Source organism: Rhodoferax sp. AJA081-3 (assembly GCF_017798165.1).
In the GTDB taxonomy this organism is placed as follows: domain Bacteria; phylum Pseudomonadota; class Gammaproteobacteria; order Burkholderiales; family Burkholderiaceae_C; genus Allorhodoferax.
Map to the genome: position 1 here is coordinate 2,930,299 of NZ_CP059068.1, position 24,583 is coordinate 2,954,881.

The window sequence follows — 24,583 nt, forward strand, 5'->3', positions numbered from 1 at the left end:
TCACATCTTCATACCTACAAGGAACTGTCATGTCTCAACGCAAACTGCGCCTGGGCGCATTCATCATGGCCACCGGCCACCACATCGCTGCCTGGCGCCACCCGGGGTCGCAGATCGACTCGGGCACCAACATTGACCACTACATCGAGGTGGCCAAGACCGCCGAGCGCGGCCTGTTTGACCAGGTGTTTGTAGCCGACAGCCCGGGCCTGTGGTTTGAAGGTAGCGACGAAGCCTTCAGCCGCCAAGGCCGGGTGTCGCACTTCGAACCCGTCACGCTGTGGGCCGCACTGGCTGCAGTAACCAAACACATTGGCTTTGTGGCCACCGCCTCCACCACCTACGAAGACCCTTACCTGCTGGCGCGCAAGTTTGCATCGCTGGACCATGTCAGCAAGGGCCGTGCGGCCTGGAACGTGGTGACCACCAGCGCTGAAAACGTGTACGGCAACTTTGGCCTGGACAAACATCCGGACCCTGAAACCCGCTACGAACGGTCGCACGAATTTGTGGACGTGGTGAAGGGCCTGTGGGACAGTTTTGAAGACGATGCCTTCAGCCGCGACCCGGCCAGTGGTGTGTACTTCGACCCCGACAAGCTGCACACGCTGAACCACGTAGGCAAACACCTGAAGGTCAAAGGGCCGCTGAACATCGAACGCTCGCCCCAGGGCTACCCCGTCATCGTGCAGGCGGGTTCGTCCGAGCCCGGCAAGGAACTGGCCGCCGCAACGGCCGAGGCCATCTTCACCGCCTGGACCAGCCTGGCCGAAGCCCAGGCCTTCTACAGCGATGTCAAAGGTCGCCTGGCCAAGTACGGCCGCCGACCCGAGCAATTGCTGGTGCTGCCCGGCATCTCGCCAGTGGTGGGCCGCACGCAGGAGGAAGCCGATGCCAAGTGGGCCGCGCTGCAAAAGCTGATACACCCCAGCGTGGGTCTGAGCACCATCGCCCCCTTCTGGCCCGGCGAAGACCTCACCAAATGGGACCTGGACGCACCACCACCCTATATTCCCCAGCCACCGATAGGCCGCAACAGCCGCGCCCACGTGGTGCTGGAACTGGCCCGCCGCGACAAACTCACCGTGCGCCAGCTCTACGAGTACCTGGCTGGTGCACGTGGCCACTGGGTGGTGGTGGGCACCCCCGAGAAGATTGCCGATGAGATCCAGAGCTGGTTCGAAAACGGTGCGGCCGACGGCTTCAACGTGATGCCCCCCGTGTTGCCCGAATCACTGGACGACTTTGTAGACCTGGTGATCCCCGAACTGCAGCGCCGCGGCCTGTTCCGCACGGAGTACGAAGGCAGCACGCTGCGCGAAAACCTGGGGCTGGAGCGGCCGGTGAACCAGTTCACAGTGCGCAAACAGAAAGCGGCTTGAACACCGCGTCACCAATTTGCAGCAGCTCAGCCACCGCCTAGCCGGTTTACGCGAAACCGTAATCCAGCTCCAGCGCCTGGCCCACGCGCAGGGTGCGGCCTATGCTGGCGACGATGATCGCGTTCATGCCGAAGCTCACGGCGCCATTGACCCGTGCGTCGTGCCGGTAGGTGCCCAGGCAGTCGATCACATGCGGCGCGCTGTGTGCGGTGTCGGGGTCGATGTTGGGGATAGGGCAGCGTGGGCAGGGCTTGACCAGGCGCAGGTGGATGGGACCATGGCTGGAGTCGTCTGCAGACACCAGTAGTTCGGCGGCCAGGTCTTCCTCATGCTCCGGTACACCGTCGATGACGATGTTCGGGCGAAAGCGCTGTAATTGCGCTTCAGGCCAGCCCTGGGCCAGCAGCCGGCGATTCAGGCCGTCCAACGCAGATTGGCTGAGCACCAGCAACGGGAATCCATCGCTGAAGAGATTCAAGGCGGTGTCATCGCCCGTCCAATGGGTGTCAGAAGCGCGCCGGTGTGTGGGGTCGAAGCGCACCAAGCGCAGCCCATCTTGTTCCAAAAAGGCGCTGAACCAGGCCGCCACCTCGGCACCCACATCGAACGCCGGCATGTTATGCCCCCAGAGCTGCACTGGAACGACGGTGGCGGTTGCTTCAGCAGGTGCGTCAAGGGTCAGCACAAGCTCGGCCATGCCCGGAGCATTAACCCGCAGCAGTGCGCTGTCGATCTCCGTGCGGATCAGCGCCATGCGGGCCAGCTCCCGCTGGCTGACAAAGCGCCCCTGCGCATCCACCAGCATGAACTGCCGGTCATGCGCCAACCCGGTGTCGGTCAGGCGCGCCTGTGGCAGTTCAATGCCGGCGCAGGACTTGATCGGGTAAATGAACAAGCGGGCGATATGGGGTTCGGTGTGGGTCGGGGTGGTGTTCATGGAGAAGGCTGCTCCGCAGCCGCTGGTTCATTGTTGACGGGACTTCAGGATTGTCTGCATTTCCTGCAGGAAGCGTGTGTTTGCAAGATCTGTAGTCCATGGCTCCCAGGGCACCCCACCGTAGACTGCAACCAATGGGTCGTCCACCAAAGGTGTCACTTGAATGTTCAACACAGAGCGAACCTCTTCACGGCTCCAACCTGCCACGTGAATCGCCTCGCTGGCAGCGGCCAGCACATCGGCCTTCTTGTGTTTGGCTTTTTCTTCCTGGGTCCACCAGGACAAGCCGTAGCTTGCAAAAAGCGCTTTCTGCATTTGGTCCAGCAAGGCTAGAAAGCCTTCACCCAGAATGGGCTTCAGCGGAGAAATGGGGTCAAAACCCAGCAAGCCCTCTTCGGCGTCATGCAGCAATTCGCGCAGCTGCGCATCAGGGTCTAGCTTGCACTGTGACCGCCGAATCTGCAGGACCAACAACGAATGCTGTGCAACCGACATGGGAAGTGGCCATACGGAATGGCCACCCCACCGGAAGGTGCGAGCGAGCCCTAGCGAGAGGTCGGTGTCATCCACATCAGCGAAAGTCGGATCATGCAGATCGATGCGCCGTCCGGAGGGGAGCCGCACCCACGCACGTTGGGCGCTGTGACGGGTTTGAACGGGCTTGGCCATGGCGACATTTTGCATGCGTCGCACGGTAGCTGGAGCGCCTGCAGGTTCGGGCCATTGCGCGCATTGGCGGCTGGCCGCATTTCCCTAAAACACTGTGTGACTACACCAGCTTCTTGGCACGCAACAGCCGCGCCAGGCCGCATTGACCCGACTGGCTCAGCACTTCATCCGCTTCCTTGCTGGGTAGCAGCTTTTCACGCAGATCGTTCGCGCGCTTTTCCCCATGGGATTGGCGCACGACCGCCACCACCTGCTCGAACTTGGACACATCGCTCTGGCAGGCGGCCGACACGTGGGTGGGGCTTGCAACCTGTGCCTGGCTTTGGGCGTTGGCTTGCATTGCGAGCAAACAGAGTACAGACAGTGAGAGGACATTGCGGTTCATGGAAGGACTCCAGAAAGGGTGTGGGGAAGTAGGAGGCGCTTTGTGGAAACAATCCACACAAAGCGATCTGTTCGGATGGGAAATTATGCGAACCGCACGTATCGCATTGATGTCAAAACCGCTCGACTTTGTATCGTTTGTACGCGCTACAAGCGATACAAAACCGCCCGTCGCGACACAGATGTGATACATCCAGTTCGCATACTACGCAGACCGAATCAGCCCCCGCGTAGAAAGAGGATGTCAAGCATGCAAGCGTCAGAAACTTCACCGATCCGTACAACGGCCCTGCCAAAGGCACCATTGGCAATGGTGCGTAGAAACCCGCAATGGCCATTTCCGGTTGGGGCAGCGAATCGCCAAAATGGTGGTGTGGCTGCAACTGACCCGAGCGTCATTTCGACCACCGCGCGAGCCTATTTGGCTCAACAATCCTCCCAATGAGTTCGGCCAAATACCGCAATGAATGAAACAACGTGGGCCAACACGGCGGCCCGCCATGATCACCGGTCATGGCGGGGATTCTGATCAAGGCTCCAGCGCAATACCGACCACAGGCTCGCCACCGCCGACCATGCCCAGAGACTTGGCTACGCCTGTTTTCAGGTCTATCGTCACCCAGCGACTTGCTGCGCCACCGTCGCTGTTCAAAGCAGCAAAGGCCACGTCGCTCAAGACTTGAATGTCAAAGGCGGCCGTCGCGAAAGGCATACCCAGAGAGCCCACGGTAAAAAACTGGCCCGTGTTGGGTGATACAGCGGGCAAAACGCCCTCACGCGAACCTTGTGTTACCAGGGCGCCAGTGGCCGCGTCGAGCGCAAAGTTGGTGGTGATTTTGGGATCGGCTTTGTTGTAGCTGTAAGCTGCACCAACAGCGCTGGGCAACTTGCCAAAGTTGGCATCACCCACTGCGTAAGTCAATTTGCCGTCGGTTTGCAGGCCTTCCAAAGCCGGGTTGCTGTCCACAACGGCCCCCGTGTCAGGGTGCAGGCGCAGGTTTTGCCCGTTGTTGCTGACCACCCGAATACGGTCCACTGTGGGGTTGAAGTCGAAGCCAAACTGCGTGCCTTCCAGCTTGATGGCAAACGGCACGCCCACCATGCTGACGGCACCGGTGTCTTCATTGACCGTGTAGAGCCGGCCACTGCTGCCCAGGGCGTAAAGCTGGTCCTTGGCGACACGGTAATCAATGCCCAGCAATGTCTCGCCTGCCTGCAAACCAGTGATGTTGAGCGTGGTCAAAATACGGCCAGGGCTGCCTGCATTGAACTTGAGAAGCTTGTTGGATGCAGTGACGGCTACTGCCTTTTCAGCACGCTCCGCGCCTTCAGGCGCCATGGTGGTGCATGCGGTGAGACTGGCCAGCGCGAGCGCAGCAAGGCTTAAAGACTTGTAGGAGAAGGTGTTCATGAAGGTCCTTTAGGAGTGGTTTTTAGGATGAGCCTTTACATGTACGCAGAGTATTCTGAAATGGATTCAAAACCAGTAAAAAAAGTCGCTGTGCTCGTCAAATAACTCTCCGCCTAACGCTTTGCTATAAATACATGAGCGATATCGATAGATCCGACGGGGGCTAGAGACCAAAATGACTCATGAGATGCCAGCGCAGGCCAGTGCGCTGAGCACCAACATAAGGCGGCGTGAACGCGGCCCCTAAGATCGGAGCATGCATTCCAACCCTGAAACCGTCCGCGCGCGCACGGCGGCCCTTTACCCCTTGTTGTTTGTAGCCCTGTGGAGCACCGGCTTCATAGGTGCCAAGTTTGGCCTGCCAGACGCCGAGCCCCTCACCTTTTTGAGCCTGCGGTATGCCATCGTGCTGGTGCTGATGGGTGCCCTGGCCTGGCACCAGCGGGCCGCCTGGCCCCGCACGGTGCGGGAGTGGATACACATCGGCGTGTCCGGGGTGCTGGTGCATGGGGTGTACCTGGGCGGCGTGTTCATTGCCATTGGCCATGGCCTGCCCGCCGGGGTGACGGCGATTGTGGTGGGCTTGCAACCCGTGCTCACGGCCCTGGGTGCAGGCCTGTTGCTGGGCGAACGCGTGCGCCCCACACAATGGGCCGGGCTTGCCCTGGGCTTTGTGGGCGTGGCGCTGGTGGTGGCGCACAAGGTAGCGGTCAGCACCAGCGGTGGCGGCATGGTGCTCTCCATGCTGTTGCCCGCCTTCATAGCCTTGCTGGCGATCACGGCGGGCACCCTGTACCAGAAGCGCTTTTGCCCGTCTTTCGATCTGCGCACTGGGTCGGTCATCCAGTTCCTGCCCACCCTGGCTTTGACGGGATTGGCCGCCATGGCCACCGAGACCATGGTCGTGCATTGGACACCGTCGTTTGTGTTTGCGCTGGGCTGGCTGGTGCTGGTGTTGTCGCTGGGTGCCGTGACCCTGCTGAATGTGTTGATCCGCAATGGCAGCGCCGTCAACGTCGCCAGTTTGTTTTACCTGGTGCCACCGGCCACGGCCTTGGTTGCCTGGGCGCTGTTTGGCGAGACACTCACCGGCCTGGCTTTGCTGGGCATGGTGCTCACGGTGCTGGGGGTGTGGCTGGCGCGCAAGTAAACAAGCAAACGGCGTGCGTTACAGCTTGGCTACAACTTGGCAATCGACACTTCGGTCGACTTGACCAGCGCGACCACGTCGCTGCCGATCTTCAGCTCCAGCTGGTCCACCGAGCGGGTGGTGATGACGGAGGTGACGATGCCCCAGGGCGTTTCGACATCGATCTCGGAGACAACATCGCCGCGGATGATCTCCTTGACCTTGCCTTTGAATTGGTTGCGTACGTTGATGGCTTGGATGGACATGGGGTGCTCCTAAAAAGTCCGTTGCAAAAATGAAGGGATGAGACTGCAACCGTGCTAGTTGCTGTCCTGCGTAGGGGTAATTGGTGAAAAAATGACCATCCAGCCCCCGTGAAATTTGTACAGATTGCTACTAAATGAATAGCAACTATTGCATTCCACCGAGGCCCTTCAGACGCTACATCGCACCTGGGCAAATGGGACAGGCGCAAAACGGCCAGCCACCGAAGGGATCTCGCGCAGGGCCTCGGCAATCAGCACGTTGACGCTTTCATCCAGGCGCACCGCAATTTCGGGCAGCACCTGGTAACCGCCTTCCGGCAAAACCACCACCTGGGAATCGGTGGCATAGATGCCCGGCAGGATGTGGGCAGCGCCCAAGGCTTGCAGCACCGGCCGCAACGCATAGTCCAGCGCCAGCATGTGGTGCGGGCTACCCCCAGTGGCCAGCGGCAGCACATGTTTGGTCTTGAACGCGGTCTGCGGCAGCAGATCCAAAAAGACTTTGAGCACGCCGCTGTAGGCCGCCTTGTAGACCGGTGTGGCCACCACAATGGCCTTGGCACGCGCCACCAGGGCTGTGGCATGCACGACCGACGGGTGGCTGAAGTCTGCCAACAGCAGGGCCTGGGGCGACAGGTCACGGATGTGCAGGCGCTCCACCTCCACACCGCGCAGTTGCAGGCGCTGCTGCACGGCATCCAGCAGGGCCGCTGAGCGTGAGTGTTCGGACGGGCTGCCCGCTACCAATAGGACTGACATGTTTTTATTCTCCCTTTGTGTGACAGCGTGTTGTTCTGGTGTTGGCGCTTATTTCTTCACGTAGATCTGGTCGAAGCTGGCGCCATCGGCAAAGTGGTCCTTGGCCGCCTTGTCCCAGCCGCCAAAGGCCTGTTCGATGGTGAACAGCTTGAGCTTGGGGAACTGTTTGGCGTATTTGGCCGCGGCCTTTTCCGAGACTGCGGGGCGGTAGAAGTGTTTGCCCGCAATGTCCTGGCCCTCTTCGGTGTACAAATACTCCAGGTAGGCGGTTGCCACGGCGCGGGTGCCTTTTTTGTCCACGTTTTTGTCGACCACGGTGACCGCAGGCTCCGCCAGGATGCTCAGCGATGGGTAGACCACATCCACCTTGCTGCCAAATTCTTTCTCCAGCAGGTAGGCTTCGTTCTCCCACGAGATAAACACATCACCCTGGTTGCGCTGGGCAAACGATATGGATGAGCCACGCGCACCCGTGTCCAGCACTGGCACATTCGCATACAGCTTGGCGATGAACTCCTTGGCCTTGGCATCACTGCCGAACTTGCGTTTGGCAAACTCCCAGGCTGCCAGGTAGTTCCAGCGCGCGCCACCCGATGTTTTGGGGTTGGGCGTGATGACGCTGATGCCGGGCTTGATCAGGTCATCCCAGTCCTTGATGCCCTTGGGGTTGCCCTGGCGCACGACGAGCACTATTGTTGACGTGTAGGGCGAGGCGTTGTGCGGCAGGCGGTTTTGCCAGTCCTTGGTGATCCAGCCGCCGTTGGCATGCAGGGCGTCGGTATCACCCGCCAGGGCCAGTGTGGCCACATCGGCCTCCAGACCATCGATGATGCCGCGGGCCTGTTTGCCCGAGCCACCGTGGGATTGTTTGATGGTCACGTCCTGGCCAGTCTTGGCCTTCCAGTGTTTGGCGAAGGCGGCGTTGAATTCAACATACAACTCGCGGGTGGGGTCGTAGGAGACGTTGAGCAGCTCTACCGGCTTGGGCTGCGCAAATGCGCCCAGACTGGCACCGGCCAGAGCGGTACTTATTGCCAATGCCGTGAAGAAGCGGCGGCTAGGAAGATGGGTAACCATGTCGATAACTCCAGAAGAAAAGTGCAAGGCGTTAGTGCCATGGACTGGATTCTGGAAGCCCATCGTTAAAACTGGAACTACTGTATTTTTTGTTTCTAATTACTTAAACATCTATAGGGGTGTGTGAGGGACGCAAATGCAAGCGTCGCGGGTATGCTGCAAAGTTATGAAGGAAATGTTCATGGTGCATGTACTGCGCGCCGTTGTTTTGATGGCCTCGCTAGCCAGCGTGGCGACTTCCTGGGCGGCGGATATTGACGTTTTCGGCAGCGACTATTCCATCCCCAAGGCCTATGTCCAGAACGGCGAAAACAAGGGCATCTTGGTGGATATCCTGAAGTACATCGACGAAAGACTTCCCAACCACCAGTTCACGGTCAAGCTGGCACCGTGGAGCCGGGCCTACAAAAGCGCAGTAGATGGCGAAGGGGGCATTGTTGGCATCTCCAAGACCGCGGAGCGCGAGGTCTTGTTTGACTATTCCGATTCTTTGTACAACGACAACGTGGTGATCGTTGTGCTGGCGGGCAAGGCGTTTGATTTCAAGACCATTGCCGACTTGCATGGCAAGACCATTGGCATTGGGCGGCGCGGCTCTTACGGCGACGCCTTCGACAGCGCGCACAAGGCGGGCCTGTTCCGCCTGGAGGAAGACAGCGGGCCTGACAGCCGCCTGCGCAAGCTGCTGGCCGGGCGTATGGACGGTGGGCTGTTCAACGGGGGCGCCGCTGGTTTTCAACAAGTGCTCCAGCAGGACCGGGAGCTGTACGCCCAGCGCGACAAGTTTGAGGTACTGCCGGTGCCGCTGAAGATTGATCCCAACTACCTGGCCTTCTCCAAAAACCTGCACCAGCAGGACCTGTTGAACGAGGTGAACCGCATCCTGCGCGCAGGCCACGCCAACGGTGACCTGGCCCGCATCACCGGTGCGGGCTTGAGTAAGGCTGCGGGGCGGTGATCTGTACTACTCCGTAGTGATCACCCAAACAACTGACCGCGCGCCGCATCCGTAATCGCCACCACACACGGGTGGGTGATCCGCCGCTCCACCGAGACTGCAAAAAACTCGTCCACCAGTTCATCGGTGCGGCCAATCACCTCGACCCCAAACTGCTCCACGGTTTCATGCTCCATGACCGTTGGCGCCATGAAGGCGCCGCGCCCCTCGCGGCCAAAGGCGTTCATCAGCGCGCCGTCGTCAAACTCGCCAATGATGCGCGGGTGGATCTGGTGGCGGGTGAGCCAGCCTTCCAACTGCTGGCGCACCGAGGCATGGGGGCCCGGGATCAGCAGGGGAAAGTCGTTCAAGCAACGCGGAAAGGTGCCTGTGAGCCCTGCCTTTAACGACGGGGCGCAGAAGAAACTCATGGCGGTGCTCCCCAGCGGGTGGTTGAAGGCCTTCACATTGAGGCGCTTGGACATGGGCTCGTCCGCAATCACCAGATCCAGCCGGTTCAACGCCAATTGCGCCAGCAGATCGGGGAATTTACCCTCGTGGCAGACCAGGCGCACCGGCTCGGCAATGGCCAGAGCGGGCTCCAGCAGCCGGTAGGCAATCGATTTTGTAACCGAGTCTGCCACGCCCACCTTGAAATCCAGCAGGCGCTGGCCGCCGTGGGCCTGTCGCACGGCCGTCTCTAGCTCGGTGCCCAGGGCGAAGATCTGGTCCGCATAACCCAGCGCCAGGTGGCCGTCTTCGGTCAGCTCCAGGTTGCGGCCGTTCTTGCGGAATAACTTGCGGCCCAGCCAGTCTTCCAGCAGTTTGATCTGGCCGGACAGGGTTTGCGGCGTGGTGTGCAGCTGCTCGCCCGCGCGCATGATGCCACCGGCCTTGGCGGTGACCCAGAAGTAATGCAGGTGTTTGAAGTTCATAGCAGTTTTTAATTACTTCGGATTAATCGAAGTGAAATTGTTACAAATACGAATTTACACGAAGCATTGTCGCGCCTACATTCACGCTTCACCAGCCACCTTTTGAGCTGGAAGGAGAAAGACCCATGCGTTTGAGTACACGAGGCCGTTTTGCCATTACCGCGATGATTGACCTGGCCCTGCGCCAGACCACCACGCCGGTGCCGCTGCAAGACCTGGCGCAGCGCCACCGCATTTCCATGTCTTATCTGGAGCAGATGTTTGCCAAGCTGCGCCAGCACGGCCTGGTGGAGAGCACACGCGGCCCAGGAGGCGGCTACACCCTGGCCCGCACCGCCAAAACCATTTCGGTGGCCGACATCATTGGCGCCATAGAAGAAGGCGCCGATCCGCGCAGCGAAGGCACCCAGCGCGAGACCTCGGCCAGCGCCCAGGCCATGACACAGGATTTGTGGGATGCGCTGCAGACCACCGTGGTGGCCTACCTGCAGACGGTCACGCTGCAAAGCCTTGCCGACGAGCAAAAGGCCAAGGGTTTCCAGGTGCAGGAACGCCGGCCAGTGCAAAAAGGCGTGTTTGCCAAGCCCAAGCAAGACAAACCACGGCCCAGCACACCCAACTCGGTGTTTGCGCTGGCAAACGCCTGGTCCGTCAAGACCTGAGTTGGGTGGAGCAATCCGCGGATTGCTATTATTTCAGTAGCGTAGTAAGCATATTTCACGGGGGCTATAGGCCAATTCGGCTGTTATTGCCTTGGCAAAACCGGCCCTGTGGCACCTTTGCGGTACTCGTCTGGCGTGGTGCCCACCAGTCGCTTGAACATGCTGATGAAGGCCGATGCGCTGCCATAACCCAGGTCCAGCGCGATGGTTTCCACGGTCTGGCCGGCCTCCAGCATCGGCATGGCCCTGACCACGCGCAGGCGCTGGCGCCACTCGGCCACCGACATGCCCAGGTCGCGCTGGGCGCGGCGCATCAATGTGCGTTCGGTGCTGTGGGCGGCCTGCGCCAGTTCGGGCAAGGGGCGGTTGTCGCCCGGGTTGGCCTGCAACATGCGCAGCACCGCACCCAGCGCCGGATCGTCTGAGCCCGGCAGGTAACTGCCGGCGCGCGGGGCCTGCGCCAGTTGGTCCAGCAACACCTGCATCAGCCGGGCGCCCTGCGGGGTGGACAGGTCATCCGACGCCAACTGTCGCAAATGCTCCAGCAGCGCCCGCACCAGCGGGTTCACCGTTAGCGCACAGGGCGTGGCGGGCAGCACCACACAACCCGGACGTGCGATGTACAACGAGCAGTGGTGCGCCTCCAGCCGGTTCAGCCCCACATGCTCCAGATCGGGCGGCAGCCAGATGCCGTAGTGCGGCGGCGCCAGGTAGTGGTGGTCGGCCACCTTGACCTCCATAACCCCGCTGAACGAATACACAAACTCGCCCCAGGCATGCTGGTGCTGCGGGTACAGACCCTGAGCTGGCACAAAGGCGCTGCGGAACATGATGGGCGCCGGCAACCGCGGGCTGTGCAGCGGGACCTCCAGCTTGGGCGGCAGTATGGGCATGGCAATGGCTTGGTGGGCGTGATTGGCGGTTGGGCGCTATGGCTTGTCTGGTATTCACTATATCAAGCAAAGCCGTCAAATCAATAATCCATCCACTCTGACACAACACCGGGAAGTAGCCATGGATACGCGCAAAGCGCTGGACGGACAAGCGATAGGCCTGATGTTGCTGCTGTGCCTGGTTTGGGGCCTGCAACAGGTGGCACTGAAAGCCACGGCGGCCGAGATTGCGCCCATCTTCCAGATCGCGCTGCGCTCGGGCGTGGCGGCGCTCCTGGTGGGGCTGGTCATGCTGGTGCGCGGCGAGCGCCTGCCACTGGCAGCAACCTGGCGAGCCGGCCTGGTGGTGGGCCTGTTGTTTGGCCTGGAGTTCCTCTTGGTAGGGGAAGGCCTGCGCCACACCAACGCATCACACATGGTGGTGTTTTTGTACACCGCACCGATTTTTGCGGCACTGGGCCTGCACTGGAAACTGCCCTGCGAACGGCTGGGTGCCGTGCAGTGGCTGGGCATCACACTGGCCTTTGGTGGCCTGGCGCTGGCATTTTTGGGCCGCAGCACGGCGGGCGGCGGTGCGGCATCCGGCAATGTGTTGTGGGGTGACTTTCTGGGCCTGCTGGGGGGTGCGGCCTGGGGCGCCACCACCGTCGTGGTGCGCTGCTCGCGCCTGGCGGCTGCACCCGCCACACTGACACTGCTCTACCAGCTGCTGGCGGCATTTGTATTGCTGCTGTGCGCATCGTTTGCCACCGGCCAGGCCCACTTCAAACCTACGCCCACCCTGTGGGCCAGTTTGCTGTTCCATTCGGTCGTGGTGTCGTTTGCCAGCTTTTTGTTGTGGTTCTGGTTGCTGCGCAAATACCTGGCCTCGCGCCTGGGCGTGTTCTCGTTCATGACGCCGCTGTTTGGCATTGCACTGGGCGCATGGCTGCTGCAGGAGCCCCTCGAAGCCAGCTTTCTGGTCGGTGCGGTGCCCGTGTTGCTGGGCATTGTGCTGGTCAGTGTGGGGGGCCCAAATAAACCCCGCAGGGCATTTGCAATGGTGCAGAATCGGTTTACAACCGACCCTCGCCAGGACCAGCGTTATGCAAAAAACCGAATTCCAAGCGGACCAAATCCCGACCATTCTCCAAGGCTCCGGGCTGTTCAAGGGGGTGGAGCTGGCGACCATCGCCTCCGAACTGCAGGACAGCCGTACCCAGACCATTGAAGCCGGCCAGGTGTTGCTGGACCCCAAACACATCAACACCCATATCTACCTCGTGCTCAGCGGCGAACTGCTGGTCTGCCTGGAACCCAAGATCGGCAACCCGCTGGTGCGCCTGGGCGTAGGCGACTGCGTGGGCGAGCTCTCCATCATCGACGCCAGTGCGCCGTCGGCCTATGTGGTGGCATCCGTGCCAACCCAACTGCTGGTGATTTCCAAACCGGTGCTGTGGCGCATGTTGGCCGTGCAACAGGTCATGGCCTTGAACCTACTGCATGTGCTGGCCCGGCGCATCCGCGAAAACAACACCGTACTACTGGGCAGCCTGGAGCTGCAGCGCCAGTACCGCAGTAAGGCCGAGACCGACGCCCTGACCGGCCTGCACAACCGGGCCTGGTTTGAAGAAGTCTTTCCCAAACAGCTGGAGCTGTGTGAACGCACCGGCCAGCATGTGTCGTTGCTGATGGTGGACATTGACCACTTCAAAAAGGTCAACGACCAGTACGGCCACACCTGTGGCGACGAGGCCCTGCGCCACATGGGCAACCTGCTGCGGCGCAATCTGCGCTCCACCGACCTGTGCGCTCGCTACGGCGGTGAGGAAATGATTGTGCTGATGCCTGGCACCGAGATCATCCACGCCCAACTGACGGCAGACCGCCTGCGCGAAAGCGTGGCCGACACCCCGTTGACGCTGCAGGACGGGCGGGAACTGACGATACAGGTATCAGGCGGCATCGCCCAGTGGCAGCCCGGCACCACGCTGAACGATCTGATACGCTCGGCAGACCAGGCGCTGTACCGCGCCAAAGAGGGTGGACGCAACCGGATTGCGGTGCACGCCCTGCCAACCCATATGGATTTTTCGTAATTTGCAGTTCTCACCCCACCCGCGCGCCCTGTGGCGCGTTTTGCTGACCGCGCTGTGTTTGGCGGCAGCGTCATCAGCCAGCTCCGCGGCCGAGGGCGAAGCCCCCAACAAGCCCGGACCCCGGATCTACAAGTACCTCAAGGGCGGCACACCGTCGTTCTCGGACGTGCCACCGGCCAGGATTCCCTATGTGGTCTTCACGCCCTCGTGTTACGCCTGCAACGTGCACTCCAACATCAACTGGCACACCACACCCCTGCATCTGGAGGCCTATGCGGACGACATCGCCCAGGCCGCGCGCCAGTTCAGCGTGGACCCCGCGTTGGTGCGTGCACTGATCCATGCAGAGTCCGGCTTCAACCCGCGCGCGCGCTCGCAGAAGGGCGCCACGGGCCTGATGCAACTGATGCCAGGCACGGCCCGCATGCTGGGCGTGGCAGACCCCCTGGTGCCCAGCGACAACATCCGCGGTGGCACGCAGTACCTGGCCGAGCAGTTGGCACGTTTCAAAGGCGATACCAGCTTGGCCGCAGCCGCCTACAACGCAGGCCCCGGGGCGGTTCAAAAATACGCGGGCATCCCGCCCTACGCTGAAACACAGGTCTATGTGCAGCGGATCAAGATACTGCACCAGCGGTACAAAAACAGCCCACGCGGTTGACACAACATGCTCACCACCCACACCCTCTTTGGCTCCCAAGGCTCAGGCTCCGCCGCCGTAGAAATCGCGCTCAACATGTGCGCGCTGCCCTACCGCGCAGTGCGTGCGTCCAGTTGGGAGCCCGACTCGGCCATCGCCGAGCTGGCCGCCGTCAACCCGCTCTGCCAGATTCCCACCCTGGTGCTGCCCGACGGATCGGTGATGACCGAAAGTGCCGCCATCCTGATCCACCTGGGCCTGTATTACCCGCGCAGCGGCCTATTGCCGGCAGTGCCCAGTGCCCGCGCACAGGTGATACGCGGCCTGGTCTTCATCGCGGCCAACTGCTACGCGGCGCTCAGCATCAACGACTACCCGGCACGTTGGACCACAGCCACCACCAAACCCGCGCAAGAGAAGGTGCGGCAGGGTGCGCGGGCGCAACTCCATAAACATTGGGCCATCTTTGCCGACAGCTTTGCGGCCACGCCCTTCCTGTCGGGCACACAGCCCGGCGCATTGGACCTACTTGCCGCCGTGGTCAGCAAGTGGGCAGGCTCACGCGCCTACCTGCAGCAGCACCGGCCCGCGTTTGCAGCGTTGCTGCACCGCATCGAATCGGATGCACGTGTGGCATCCGTCTTTCACCAGCACTGGCCGGCCTGAGCCCTGCCACTGGCCGTGTTTTATGCTCGGCGCAGGTACAACCACACACTTTTCGGATAAAGATACTCCTTGGCTTTGCTGGGCCAGAGTTTTCTGTCAAAGTTCGATATGGCCATGTCCAAAGAGCAAATGGTTCTGAAGCCGCGCTAGTACCCGGCGGAACTTTCACGCCCCCTGGCGCTCCAATATTTTTACCACCGCCGCTTGAAACGGAATCCGGATGAAACTGAAATTACTGGCACTCCTTTTTGCCTTTGTCACGGCAGCACAGGCCGCGGTGCTTGCACCCGCCGCCCAGGATGCCAAGGCAGCGACTCTGGCAGCAGAGGTGCTGTCCCGCTACCACTACAAGGCCCTGCCACTGGACGAATCCCTGTCCAGCCGCATTTTTGACCAGTACCTCAAAGCACTCGATCCAGAAAAGCTGTACTTCGTACAGACCGACATCGACCAGTTTGAAGGTTCCCGCACCAAGCTGGGTGTGGAGATGCAAAGTGGTGAGCTGGGTCGGCCCTTCGCCATCTTCAACCTGTATGTCAAACGCGCCAACGAGCGTTTTACCTACGCGCGCAGCCTGCTCAAAAAAGGCTTCAGCTTTGACAGCAACGAGACCTACCAGTTTGCGCGTGACAAACAAGGCTGGTCCAAGACCGAGGCAGATGCGCTGGATCTGTGGCGCAAGCGGGTCAAGAACGACTGGTTGCGCCTGAAGCTGGCCGGCAAGGACGATAAGAGCATTGCCGCCGTGCTGGACAAGCGGTATGAGAACAGCATCAAACGCATCAGCCGCGCCAACAGCGAAGACGCCTTCAACGCCTACATGAACGCCTACACGATGGCGATCGAGCCCCACACCAACTACATGGCGCCCCGCACCGCGGCCAACTTCAACATCTCGATGAAGTTGTCTCTGGTCGGCATTGGCGCCGTGCTGACCGAGGTGGACGACTACACCACCATCCGTGAGCTGATGGCCGGCGGCCCCGCGGCCCTGTCGGGCAAGCTCAAGGTAGGTGACCGCATTGTGGGTGTGGGCCAAGGCGAAAAAGGCCCCATCACCGACATCATGGGTGCACGCCTGGATGATTCGGTGATGTTGATACGCGGTGCCGAAGACAGCGTGGTGAGATTGGAAGTGCTGCCCGCCGAAGCCGGACCGGACGGCAAACACGTCTTCATCAACCTGGTGCGCAAGCCCATTTCGCTGCAGGACCAGTCGGCCAAATCATCCATACAAACGGTGACCGACGGCAAGCTCACACACACCATCGGCGTGATTTCTCTGCCCTCGTTCTATGAAGACTTCGCGGCCAAACAAAAAGGCACGCCCGACTACAAAAGCACGACCCGCGACGTGGCCCTGCTGATCAAGGAACTCAAGGCCAAGAAGGTCGACGCCATTCTGATGGACCTGCGCAACAACGGCGGTGGCTCCTTGTCCGAGGCGGTAGAGCTCACCGGCCTGTTCATCGGCAAAGGCCCGGTGGTGCAGGTGCGCAATGCCAGCGGCCAGATCCGTGTGGAGTCTTCACGCCAGGCCGACGTGGCCTGGGACGGCCCGCTGGGTGTGCTGGTCAACCGCAACTCGGCATCCGCATCGGAAATCTTTGCCGCCGCCATGCAGGACTACGGCCGCGGCCTGATCGTGGGTGAGCCCAGTTTTGGCAAAGGCACGGTGCAGACCATGATCAACCTGGACCGCATCGCCAAATCCGAGAAACCACAACTGGGCGAACTCAAATTGACCATTGCGCAATTTTTCCGCATCAACGGTGGCACAACCCAGCTGCGCGGCGTGACGCCGGATGTGACCTTCCCGACGGTGCTGGATACGGGCGACTACGGTGAGTCCCGCTTTGACAACGCCCTGCCCTGGACACAGATTGCGCCCGCCACCTACACGCCCAGGGGCTCGGTGCAAGAGGTTCTCCCCATTCTGGTGGCCCAGCACAAACAGCGCATCAAGAACGAAAAAGACTTTCAGTACCTGCAGGAAGACATTGCCGAGTTCAACCGCATCCGCAAGCAAAACGCCGTGTCCTTGAACGAGGCCGAACGGCGCAAGGAAAAGGAAACCCAAGAAGCCAAGCTGGCGGCCCGCAAACCCGGCGCCAAGGGCAAAGATGCAGCCAAGAACGACGCTGACAAGGACGACGGCCTGCAAGCGGGTGAGCGTGATCTGAATGCAGAACTGGCCGCCGAGAAGGCGCGCAAGAACGACAAAGACGTGTTGCTGATCGAAGCTGCCAACATCCTGGGCGACCAGGTGGACCTGCTCAAACCCGGCGTCAACCTGGCGGCACGTATGAAGCAGATCCCCCAGTTGGCCCAATAGACCGAAGAATGGGTGCCGCGGCTTAGCCCGGCAACCAGGTATCCGGGTCCACCGTGCTTTGCTCGCCCGTTAGCAGGTTCTTCACCTGGTGGCTGGCGTTCTCGCCGATGAACCACACATACGGAATGCCACGTTTGGACGCAGCCTCGATCTGTTTCCCGTAGGCCTTGGGCAGATGGTAGAGGTCGGTGGCAATGCCGCGGCCCCGCAGGCGGTTGGCCAGGGCGTTTGCTGCGGGCCTGCTGGCGTCGTCGTTCAGCGCGACCAGCACATCGGTGGGGGTTTTGCGGGTGGGCTTGAGCAGGCCCTTGGCAAACAGCAAACCCAAAATACGTGTCAGCCCAATGGACATGCCCACGCCGGGCAGCTTGACCTTGGCGTCACCCGCCAGGTTGTCATACCGGCCACCGCCGCACACAGAGCCTGACGATTCAAAGCCCTGCATTTGCCCCTCACACACCATACCGGTGTAGTAGGCCAGGCCACGGGCAATGGCCAGGTCGGCGGATACGGAGGGTGGCAGGCCGGCAGCCTGGCGGGCAGCGTTGAGGTCGGCAGCGTTGTCCAGCACCTCGGTCAATTCGGTCAGGCCCTCGTCCAGCAAGGGGGAGCTGATGCCCAGCGCCCGCACGCGGTCCACAAACGAGGTGTCGGCCGTCTTGATGCTGGCAATGGCCAGGCACTGGGCCGCTTGGGCGTCGGTCAGACCCAGTTCGGTCTGCAGCAGCCCGGAGACCTTGGGTGCGCCAATCTTGTCCAACTTGTCGACGACGCGCAGCACAGCGTTGGTGTCGGTTATCCCTAAGCCTTCGTAAAAGCCCTGCAGCAGCTTGCGGTTGTTGACCCGTAGCGTGACGGGTGGAATGGGCAGCGTGCTGGTAACCACGGCCATCAGGCGCACCACCTCGGCGTCGTAGAAGCTGGGCAGGGTACCGTCGCCAATGACGTCGATATCGCACTGCGTGAACTCGCGGTAACGGCCCTCTTGTGGGCGCTCGCCGCGCCAGACCTTTTGCATCTGGTAGCGCTTGAACGGGAAGCTGAGCTGGCCCTTGAACTGCTGCACGTAACGCGCCGTGGGCACGGTCAGGTCAAAGCGCAGTCCAAACTCGGGGGGCGCTTTGGGCGCTTCTGCATCCTCGTGCAGGCGCGCCAACACATAAATCTCTTTGTCGTCGCCATTGCCGCTGAGCACCTGCGTGGGCTCCACGCTGCGGGTTTCAATATTGGCAAAGCCGTACAGCTCGTACTGGCGGCGGATGGTGTCCATGCACTGCTGTTCCAGCAGGCGCTGCTCGGGCAGCCATTCGGGGAAGCCACTGATGGGTGCAAACTTGCTCATATTCGGTAGGGGGTCTGGGGTGGGATGCGTGCCGGCTTGGCAGGGCTCAAGTGTAATTTGCCGGCATAGCCCGCCAGAAGGCTGGCACGCCTCGCACACAGGCCGCTACGTTTTTGATAGTGAACTAGTGATAGTTAACGGGGGCTAGAGGCCAAATTCGCATAGAAGACTCGGCTAAGCCCATTGACTATCGCCCATCCAGCGTTGGGTAGGTCGTGTAGCCATTCGCACCCCCGCCATAAAACGTGCTGGCGTCTGGCGCGTTCCAAGCGGCGCCGCGTCGAATGCGCTCGGGCAAGTCGGGGTTGGCAATGAAGGCGCGGCCGAAGGCCACGGCGTCCATCAGGCCGGCTTCCATGCGCTGCACCGCTTCGGCGGCAGTGTAGTTGCCGGCTCCCACGATCACCCCGGGAAAGGCGGCGCGCAGCGCGCGGCGGAAGTCATCGCTCAGCTCGGGCCCACCCGCCCAATCGGGCTCGGACACATGCAAAAACGCCAAACGCCGCCGCGCCAATTCGCGCACCAAGTACAGCGCGTTGGCCTCGGGCGCGTCATCGGCCAGGTCGGGTGATGCCGGGCAGGGGTAGATGCGAATGCCCACCCGCGCGGCACCCCACTCGGCCACCACCGCATCCACCACCTGCAGGCACAGCCGGGCGCGGTTTTCAATGGAGCCGCCGTAGTCGTCCGTGCGCTGGTTGCTGGCGGCGGCAAGAAACTGCTGCAGCAAGTAGCCGTGGGCGGCATGGATTTCGACCCCATCAAACCCTGCAGCACGCGCTCGCCGGGTTGCCATGGCGTAGCTGTCAATCAGGCCCGGCAGTTCGCAGCGCTCCAGCGCACGCGGCAGGCTGCAATCGGCGCGGTACACGCTGCCGTCCGCGTGCTTCAAGCTGACCCGACCGGGCACCGCAATGGCTGACGCCGACACCGGCGCTAACCCGCCCGGCTGCAGACTGCTGTGCGAGACGCGCCCCACATGCCAAAGCTGCAGCACGATGCGCCCGCCTTGGCGGTGCACCGCATCGGTCACCGGCTGCCAAGCGGCCACTTGCTCGTCGGAGTAAATGCCCGGTGCCCCGGCATAGCCTTTGGCCTGCGGGCTGATGTGCGTGGCCTCCGAAACGATCAAGCCGGCCCCAGCACGCTGCTGGTAGTAGAGCGGCGCCAAGGGCCCGGGAATGTCCCCGGGTTCGAGCGAGCGCAGGCGCGTGAGCGGCGCCATCCAGATGCGGTTGGCAAGCGATAGCGCTCCGGCCTGAAGAGGTTCAAAGAGGATGTTGTTCAACTGAAATCATTCCGGTGGTCGCATCAGACGTTACTATTTTTATAGTGCTTCAGCTTTATTTCACGGGGGCTAGAGGCCAATTTCGCATAAATGACTTGGCTAACCCCACCTATTACCGCCCGCCCAGCGCACTCCAAAAGAAGGCAAAGCGTAGCGCCTGCAATTGCGCACGCTGCAGGTTGTCTGCTGCCCCGCCGTGGCCACCTTCCATGTTTTCGTAATACAGCACATCCTTGTGCCCCTGCTCCAGCATGCGGGCAACCATCTTGCGGGCGTGGGCGGGGTGGACGCGGTCATCCCGCGTGGACGTGGTGAAAAAAGCTTTGGGGTACTGCACGCCAGCCTTGACGTTTTGGTACGGGCTGTATTGGCTGATCCACGCCCATTCTTCAGCCACATCGGGGTTGCCGTACTCGGCCATCCAGCTGTTGCCAGCCAGCATGTGGTGGTAGCGCCGCATGTCCAAAAGCGGCACGGCACTTACTACGGCGCCAAACAGCTCGGGGCGCTGCACCATGACGGCGCCCACCAACAGGCCACCGTTGCTGCCGCCGTAAATGCCCAGGTGTTTGGCGCTGGTGGTCTTGCGGGCGATCAGGTCTTCGGCCACGGCGGCAAAGTCGTCATAACTGCGCTGCTTGTGGGCCTTGGTGGCGGAGGTATGCCAGGTGGGGCCAAACTCGCCACCGCCGCGGATATTGGCGATAACCAGCACACCGCCCTTGGCATGCCAGGCCACACCGTATTCACCGCTGTAGCTGGGCAGCTGCGAGATCTGGTAGCCGCCGTAGCCGTAGAGGATGGTGGGGTTGCTGCCATCGGCCTTGGCGCCCTTGGGCCAGACCACGAAGTACGGGATTTTGGTGCCGTCTTTGCTGGTGGCGAATTGCTGCTCGGCGCGCATGCCGTCGGCGTCATAAAAACGCGGGCGGCTCTTGAGCAGCGCGCGCTGGTCGCTGCCGGTCTGGCCCAGGTAGAGGCTGTCGGGCGTCAAGAAGTCGGCGTAGTTCAGCAGGTAGCTGTTGGCCAGCGGGTCGTCCTTGACAAACGGGTCGTGCAGGCTGCCCACGCTCAGTTTGCCGGGGAAGGGCGCGTCCACCACACGGCGCACCCACTGGCCCTTTTCGTAGCTGAGTTCTTCCACGCGGCCGGCCACGTTGTCCAGAATGCTCAGCAGCACATGGTCACGTGTCAGGCTGATGCCGCTGCGCGTGATCGAGCGGGAGGCGGTGGGTTCGAACAGCACGTCAAAGTTGCGATCACCCTGCAGCCAGGCATCGAACCGGATACCCAGCAGCGCACCGGCCTTGTAGGTCTTGGTGCCCACCGTGTAGTCGCTGCGCAGGTGCAAAAACGCCCAGTCGCGCTGCCACAGCAGCTTGGCGTCGGACGGTTTGTCCAGTTGTTTGCGTGCGCCGCCTTGCAGCAAAAATTCTTCGGTGTTGAAGAAGTCGGTGGCGCGGCCCACCACCACCCGCTCAAAGCCGGGTGTGCGGTCCACCGTGGCATAGGCTGACACATCGCTCTCCTGGGCCTCAAACACGGTGCGGGCCTCTGCCAGCGGCGTGCCACGCTTCCATTCCTTGACGGTGCGCGCATAACCGCTCTTGGTCATGGAGCCGGGGCCAAAGTCGGTGGACACCAGCACGGTGTTGGCATCCACCCAGTCGACGTTGGACTTGGCCTCAGGCAGTGCAAAACCGTCTTGGACGAAGCCGCGGGTCGCCAGGTCAAATTCACGCACCACGGTGGCATCAGCACCACCGCGTGACAGCGACACCAGGCAGCGGGTATAGGCCGGTGCCAGGCACTCGACGTTGGACCAGACCCAGTTTTCGTTCTCGGCCTTGGCCAAAGCGTCGACGTCCAGCAGCGTCTCCCACGCGGGCTGGGGCTTGCGGTACTCGGCCAGCGTGGTGCGGCGCCACAGGCCGCGTTTGTTGGTGGCGTCTTTCCAGAAATTCCACACATGGTCGCCACGGCGGGTGATGTAGGGGATCTGGTCGCGGTTGTCCATCACCTCCAGCAGTTTGCTGCGGGTCTGTGCGAAGCCGGGCACGGCCTCCAACACGGCTTGCGACTGCGCATTGCGCGCGCGGGCCCAGTCCAAGGCGCGTTCACCCTGCACGTCTTCGAGCCAGAGATAGGGGTCGTCGGATGGGGACACGGTTTGGGCTCCAATGGAAAACGAGAGGGCTGTGGCGCTACACAACAGCAGCACCCAGCGGGTGGCAACAAACGCAGAAAAACGCATGCGGGCTCCTGAGAAGAAGCGTGGATCATAGTGTGTGGATAATCGTTCGCATGATCACCGTACACCACTTGGAAACCTCCCGTTCACAACGCGTGTTGTGGTTGCTTGAAGAGCTGGGCCTGCCCTATGAGATCAAACGCTACCAGCGTGATCCCAAGACCAAGCTGGCCCCCGCCGCGCTAAAGGCAGTGCACCCGCTGGGCAAGTCGCCGGTGATCACCGATGGGGATGAGACCATTGCCGAGTCGGGTGCGATTCTGGAATACATCGTGGAGCGTTATGGCGCGCAGGCCTCGGGTGACTTGGCCCAATTGCAACCGGCCCCGGGCACCCCAGCCCACCGCCAGTCGCGCTTCTGGATGCACTATGCCGAAGGCTCGTTGATGAACTGGCTGGTGATGAAGCTGGTGTTCATGACCATACCCACGCAGCCCATGCCATTCTTCGTGCGGCCCATTGCACGCAAGCTGTGCGGCACCGTGCAGGCCAAGCTGATAGACCCCAACCTGACCACGGCGCTGGCCTTCATCGAAGACCACCTGGGACGCAACACCTGGTTCGCCGGTGATGCCATCAGCATTGCCGACTTCCAGATGAGTTTTGCGGTGGAGGCGGCGATAGCCCGCAGCTCCAATGCCAGGCACTACACCAAGCTGGCCGCTTACCGCGACCGCATGGTGGCGCGTCCCGCGTATCAGCGGGCCATAGCCAAAGGTGGTCCCGTCGTGATGGGCTAGGCAGAAGCCTGGGCGGCGGCGTGTTTTGCTCCGCCGCCCAGGCTTCTTCTATTCCAGCAACAGGTTCTGCGACAAATACCCATACACCGCGGAAACGCGCCGCAGGTGGCGCGATTCGTTATGGGTCAACAACCACAACTCGGTCTGGCATTCGTCCAGCACCTCTGTTAGCTGGGTTAGATCCACTCGCCGCTGGGCCAGAAACACGGGCAGTAAACCAATCCCCAAGCCCTGCGCCACCAGCTCGGCCACGGTCAGTATGCTGTTGACGCGGTAACGCGGCGCAACCTTGGGGAAATGTTTCTTGCGCCAGACCACGGAGGGGTGCTCGGGCAGCGCGTCATCGGGTGCGATCCAGCTGGCCTGTGCAGCGACCGTGTCGTCAAAGCGTTGGATACCACCCTTCTTTCCCGCATACAGCGCCACCCGTATCGGCCCAATGTGTTTGCCCACCAGGTGCTGGGGTGGACGCTTGGTGGCGCGCACGGCGATGTCGGCATCGCGGCGGGTCAGGCTGGCCAGTTCGTTGCCAGCATGTAAATCAAAACCGAGCAAAGGATGGCTGGCCTGCAGCGCCTTGAGCGCGGGTGCCACCAGGCCGTGCAGGACCGTGTCCGTGGTGGTGATGCGCAAGGTGCCTGACACCTGCTCAGGCTGCAATTGCAAAACTGAGCGCGCCGCCTCCAGCTGCGCCTCCACCTGCTCACCATGACCGGCCAGCTGCAGCGCCAGCTCTGACGGCAGATAACCCGCACGTGTGCGCTCGAACAGGCGCTGACCCAGCCCCTTCTCCACCTTCTGGATGGTTCTGAACACCGTGGATGCATCCAGCGACAGGCGCTCTCCGGCATCGGCCAGCGTGCCGGTGCGGGCCAGGGCCAACACCACTTCCAAGTCGGCGGCGCTAAGTTTGTATTGCGTTTCTGCATTCATGCTTTGCATCTATGCCTATTTTCATTGCAAACGTGAAATCCTACATTACCTCCATCACTACCCCTTTGGAGATTTGCAATGAACCCCAGCCCCACCCTTAAACAGAAACTCACCCTGGTGAGCCACCTTCTGTGCCCCTACGTGCAACGCGCGGCCATCGTTCTGGCCGAGAAGGGCATTGCCTTTGAACGTATCGATATCGACCTGGCGAACAAGCCCGACTGGTTTTTGAAGATTTCGCCGCTGGGCAAGACACCCGTGCTGCTGGTCGACGGCCAAGCCATTTTTGAGTCCGCCGTCATCTGCGAATACCTAGAGGAGACTACAACGAGCCCTTTGCACCCACGCAACGCCATTACACGCGCACAGCACCGCGGCTGGATGGAGTTTGGCTCCACCGTGCTCAATGCCATTGCAGGCTTCTATGCCGCGCCCGATGACAAACAACTGGCGGCCAAGTCCGCGGAGATCGCTGCCAAGTTCCAGCAGGTGGAAGACGCGCTCACGACAACTGCGAAAGGCCCGTACTTTGCCGGCCAGCAGTTCTCCATGGTCGATGCAGTGTTCGGCCCCATCTTCCGTTACTTTGATGTGTTAGAGACCATAGACGACTTTGGCTTCTTTGCCCACACGCCCAAGGTACGCGCCTGGCGCGCGGCACTTGCGCAGCGCCCGTCTGTGTGCAAAGCAGTGCGCGCCGACTACCCAGAACTGCTACGGGATTTTCTGCTGGCACGGCAGTCCGCCCTGTCCCGGCGCATGGTGGACGCAGTACACATCGCACAGGTCTGAGATTGATCGCTGGCACCACGGAAAGGAAAGGAGAACAGACGCGCAATAATCCCGCTTCCAACAAGGCGCACCAGAAC

24 protein-coding genes are annotated in these 24,583 nt (G+C 61.4%); 11 read left to right on the forward strand and 13 right to left on the reverse strand.

The window, feature by feature from the left end:
- Positions 1-29: 29 nt before the first annotated feature.
- Positions 30-1,382 (forward strand): LLM class flavin-dependent oxidoreductase, encoded by a 1,353-nt coding sequence (locus tag HZ993_RS13805; RefSeq protein ID WP_209393317.1) that lies wholly within the window; start codon positions 30-32, stop codon positions 1,380-1,382.
- 46 nt (positions 1,383-1,428) lie between these two features.
- Here the strand turns inward: HZ993_RS13805 and HZ993_RS13810 are convergent, their stop codons facing one another.
- The 4 genes from HZ993_RS13810 to HZ993_RS13825 all read right to left on the reverse strand — a co-directional run bounded on the left by HZ993_RS13810 (position 1,429) and on the right by HZ993_RS13825 (position 4,783).
- A complete protein-coding gene (locus HZ993_RS13810; RefSeq protein ID WP_209393318.1) occupies positions 1,429-2,319 on the reverse strand; it encodes an MOSC domain-containing protein in 891 nt (296 codons plus the stop codon).
- 27 nt (positions 2,320-2,346) lie between these two features.
- Positions 2,347-2,988, reverse strand: coding sequence for a phosphohydrolase (locus HZ993_RS13815; RefSeq protein ID WP_209393319.1), 642 nt, complete (start codon positions 2,986-2,988; stop codon positions 2,347-2,349).
- A gap of 100 nt (positions 2,989-3,088) precedes the next feature.
- The gene (locus tag HZ993_RS13820; RefSeq protein ID WP_209393320.1) at positions 3,089-3,373 is read right to left on the reverse strand and encodes a hypothetical protein; all 285 of its coding nucleotides are present in this window, start codon (positions 3,371-3,373) and stop codon (positions 3,089-3,091) included.
- A gap of 528 nt (positions 3,374-3,901) precedes the next feature.
- The gene (locus HZ993_RS13825) at positions 3,902-4,783 is read right to left on the reverse strand and encodes a DUF4394 domain-containing protein (protein ID WP_209393321.1); all 882 of its coding nucleotides are present in this window, start codon (positions 4,781-4,783) and stop codon (positions 3,902-3,904) included.
- 256 nt (positions 4,784-5,039) lie between these two features.
- Here HZ993_RS13825 and HZ993_RS13830 point away from each other — a divergent pair, with 256 nt between their 5' ends.
- On the forward strand, positions 5,040-5,933 hold the full coding sequence (locus tag HZ993_RS13830; protein ID WP_209393322.1) for a DMT family transporter: 894 nt from the start codon (positions 5,040-5,042) through the stop codon (positions 5,931-5,933).
- A 29-nt stretch (positions 5,934-5,962) separates the two neighbouring features.
- Here the strand turns inward: HZ993_RS13830 and HZ993_RS13835 are convergent, their stop codons facing one another.
- From HZ993_RS13835 to HZ993_RS13845, 3 genes are all read right to left on the reverse strand, one after another.
- Positions 5,963-6,178, reverse strand: coding sequence for a molybdopterin-binding protein (locus HZ993_RS13835; protein ID WP_209393323.1), 216 nt, complete (start codon positions 6,176-6,178; stop codon positions 5,963-5,965).
- Positions 6,179-6,346: 168 nt separating this feature from the next.
- Positions 6,347-6,937 carry an NADPH-dependent FMN reductase gene (ssuE, locus tag HZ993_RS13840; protein ID WP_209393324.1) on the reverse strand — a complete coding sequence of 197 codons (591 nt, stop codon included), beginning with the start codon at positions 6,935-6,937 and terminating at the stop codon, positions 6,347-6,349.
- Positions 6,938-6,985: 48 nt separating this feature from the next.
- The gene (locus HZ993_RS13845; RefSeq protein ID WP_209393325.1) at positions 6,986-8,014 is read right to left on the reverse strand and encodes a sulfate ABC transporter substrate-binding protein; all 1,029 of its coding nucleotides are present in this window, start codon (positions 8,012-8,014) and stop codon (positions 6,986-6,988) included.
- A 181-nt stretch (positions 8,015-8,195) separates the two neighbouring features.
- Here HZ993_RS13845 and HZ993_RS13850 point away from each other — a divergent pair, with 181 nt between their 5' ends.
- Complete coding sequence (locus tag HZ993_RS13850) at positions 8,196-8,972, forward strand: ABC transporter substrate-binding protein (RefSeq protein WP_209393326.1); 777 nt, start codon at positions 8,196-8,198, stop codon at positions 8,970-8,972.
- A 20-nt stretch (positions 8,973-8,992) separates the two neighbouring features.
- On the opposite strand, the gene nhaR is transcribed toward HZ993_RS13850, so the two are convergent.
- Positions 8,993-9,886 carry a transcriptional activator NhaR gene (gene nhaR / locus HZ993_RS13855; protein ID WP_209393327.1) on the reverse strand — a complete coding sequence of 298 codons (894 nt, stop codon included), beginning with the start codon at positions 9,884-9,886 and terminating at the stop codon, positions 8,993-8,995.
- 125 nt (positions 9,887-10,011) lie between these two features.
- On the opposite strand from nhaR, the gene HZ993_RS13860 reads away from it, so the two are divergent.
- Entirely contained in the window at positions 10,012-10,548 is a 537-nt protein-coding gene (locus HZ993_RS13860; protein ID WP_209393328.1) for an Rrf2 family transcriptional regulator, read from the forward strand.
- 83 nt (positions 10,549-10,631) lie between these two features.
- Here the strand turns inward: HZ993_RS13860 and HZ993_RS13865 are convergent, their stop codons facing one another.
- Positions 10,632-11,441 carry a helix-turn-helix domain-containing protein gene (locus HZ993_RS13865; protein WP_209393329.1) on the reverse strand — a complete coding sequence of 270 codons (810 nt, stop codon included), beginning with the start codon at positions 11,439-11,441 and terminating at the stop codon, positions 10,632-10,634.
- 121 nt (positions 11,442-11,562) lie between these two features.
- On the opposite strand from HZ993_RS13865, the gene HZ993_RS13870 reads away from it, so the two are divergent.
- From HZ993_RS13870 to HZ993_RS13890, 5 genes are all read left to right on the forward strand, one after another.
- On the forward strand, positions 11,563-12,651 hold the full coding sequence (locus tag HZ993_RS13870) for a DMT family transporter (protein ID WP_371816930.1): 1,089 nt from the start codon (positions 11,563-11,565) through the stop codon (positions 12,649-12,651).
- A gap of 10 nt (positions 12,652-12,661) precedes the next feature.
- Positions 12,662-13,519, forward strand: a complete 858-nt coding sequence (locus HZ993_RS13875; protein ID WP_371817002.1) for a GGDEF domain-containing protein — start codon at positions 12,662-12,664, stop codon at positions 13,517-13,519.
- Between the two features lies 1 nt (position 13,520).
- Complete coding sequence (locus HZ993_RS13880; RefSeq protein WP_209393331.1) at positions 13,521-14,180, forward strand: lytic transglycosylase domain-containing protein; 660 nt, start codon at positions 13,521-13,523, stop codon at positions 14,178-14,180.
- 6 nt (positions 14,181-14,186) lie between these two features.
- Complete coding sequence (locus HZ993_RS13885) at positions 14,187-14,825, forward strand: glutathione S-transferase family protein (RefSeq protein WP_209393332.1); 639 nt, start codon at positions 14,187-14,189, stop codon at positions 14,823-14,825.
- Positions 14,826-15,045: 220 nt separating this feature from the next.
- Positions 15,046-17,160, forward strand: coding sequence for a carboxy terminal-processing peptidase (locus HZ993_RS13890; RefSeq protein WP_209393333.1), 2,115 nt, complete (start codon positions 15,046-15,048; stop codon positions 17,158-17,160).
- Positions 17,161-17,182: 22 nt separating this feature from the next.
- Here HZ993_RS13890 and hisS read toward each other — a convergent pair whose 3' ends face one another.
- From hisS to HZ993_RS13905, 3 genes are all read right to left on the reverse strand, one after another.
- A complete protein-coding gene (gene hisS, locus HZ993_RS13895; protein WP_209393334.1) occupies positions 17,183-18,502 on the reverse strand; it encodes a histidine--tRNA ligase in 1,320 nt (439 codons plus the stop codon).
- Positions 18,503-18,689: 187 nt separating this feature from the next.
- Positions 18,690-19,790: an N-ethylmaleimide reductase gene (gene nemA, locus HZ993_RS13900; protein ID WP_209393335.1), complete on the reverse strand. Its 1,101-nt coding sequence runs from the start codon at positions 19,788-19,790 to the stop codon at positions 18,690-18,692.
- Positions 19,791-19,902: 112 nt separating this feature from the next.
- Positions 19,903-22,044: a prolyl oligopeptidase family protein gene (locus HZ993_RS13905; RefSeq protein WP_209393336.1), complete on the reverse strand. Its 2,142-nt coding sequence runs from the start codon at positions 22,042-22,044 to the stop codon at positions 19,903-19,905.
- Between the two features lie 50 nt (positions 22,045-22,094).
- On the opposite strand from HZ993_RS13905, the gene HZ993_RS13910 reads away from it, so the two are divergent.
- Positions 22,095-22,781, forward strand: coding sequence for a glutathione S-transferase family protein (locus HZ993_RS13910; protein ID WP_209393337.1), 687 nt, complete (start codon positions 22,095-22,097; stop codon positions 22,779-22,781).
- Between the two features lie 48 nt (positions 22,782-22,829).
- On the opposite strand, the gene HZ993_RS13915 is transcribed toward HZ993_RS13910, so the two are convergent.
- On the reverse strand, positions 22,830-23,714 hold the full coding sequence (locus HZ993_RS13915) for a LysR family transcriptional regulator (protein WP_209393338.1): 885 nt from the start codon (positions 23,712-23,714) through the stop codon (positions 22,830-22,832).
- 78 nt (positions 23,715-23,792) lie between these two features.
- On the opposite strand from HZ993_RS13915, the gene HZ993_RS13920 reads away from it, so the two are divergent.
- Positions 23,793-24,506, forward strand: a complete 714-nt coding sequence (locus HZ993_RS13920; RefSeq protein ID WP_209393339.1) for a glutathione S-transferase family protein — start codon at positions 23,793-23,795, stop codon at positions 24,504-24,506.
- Positions 24,507-24,583 lie beyond the last annotated feature (77 nt).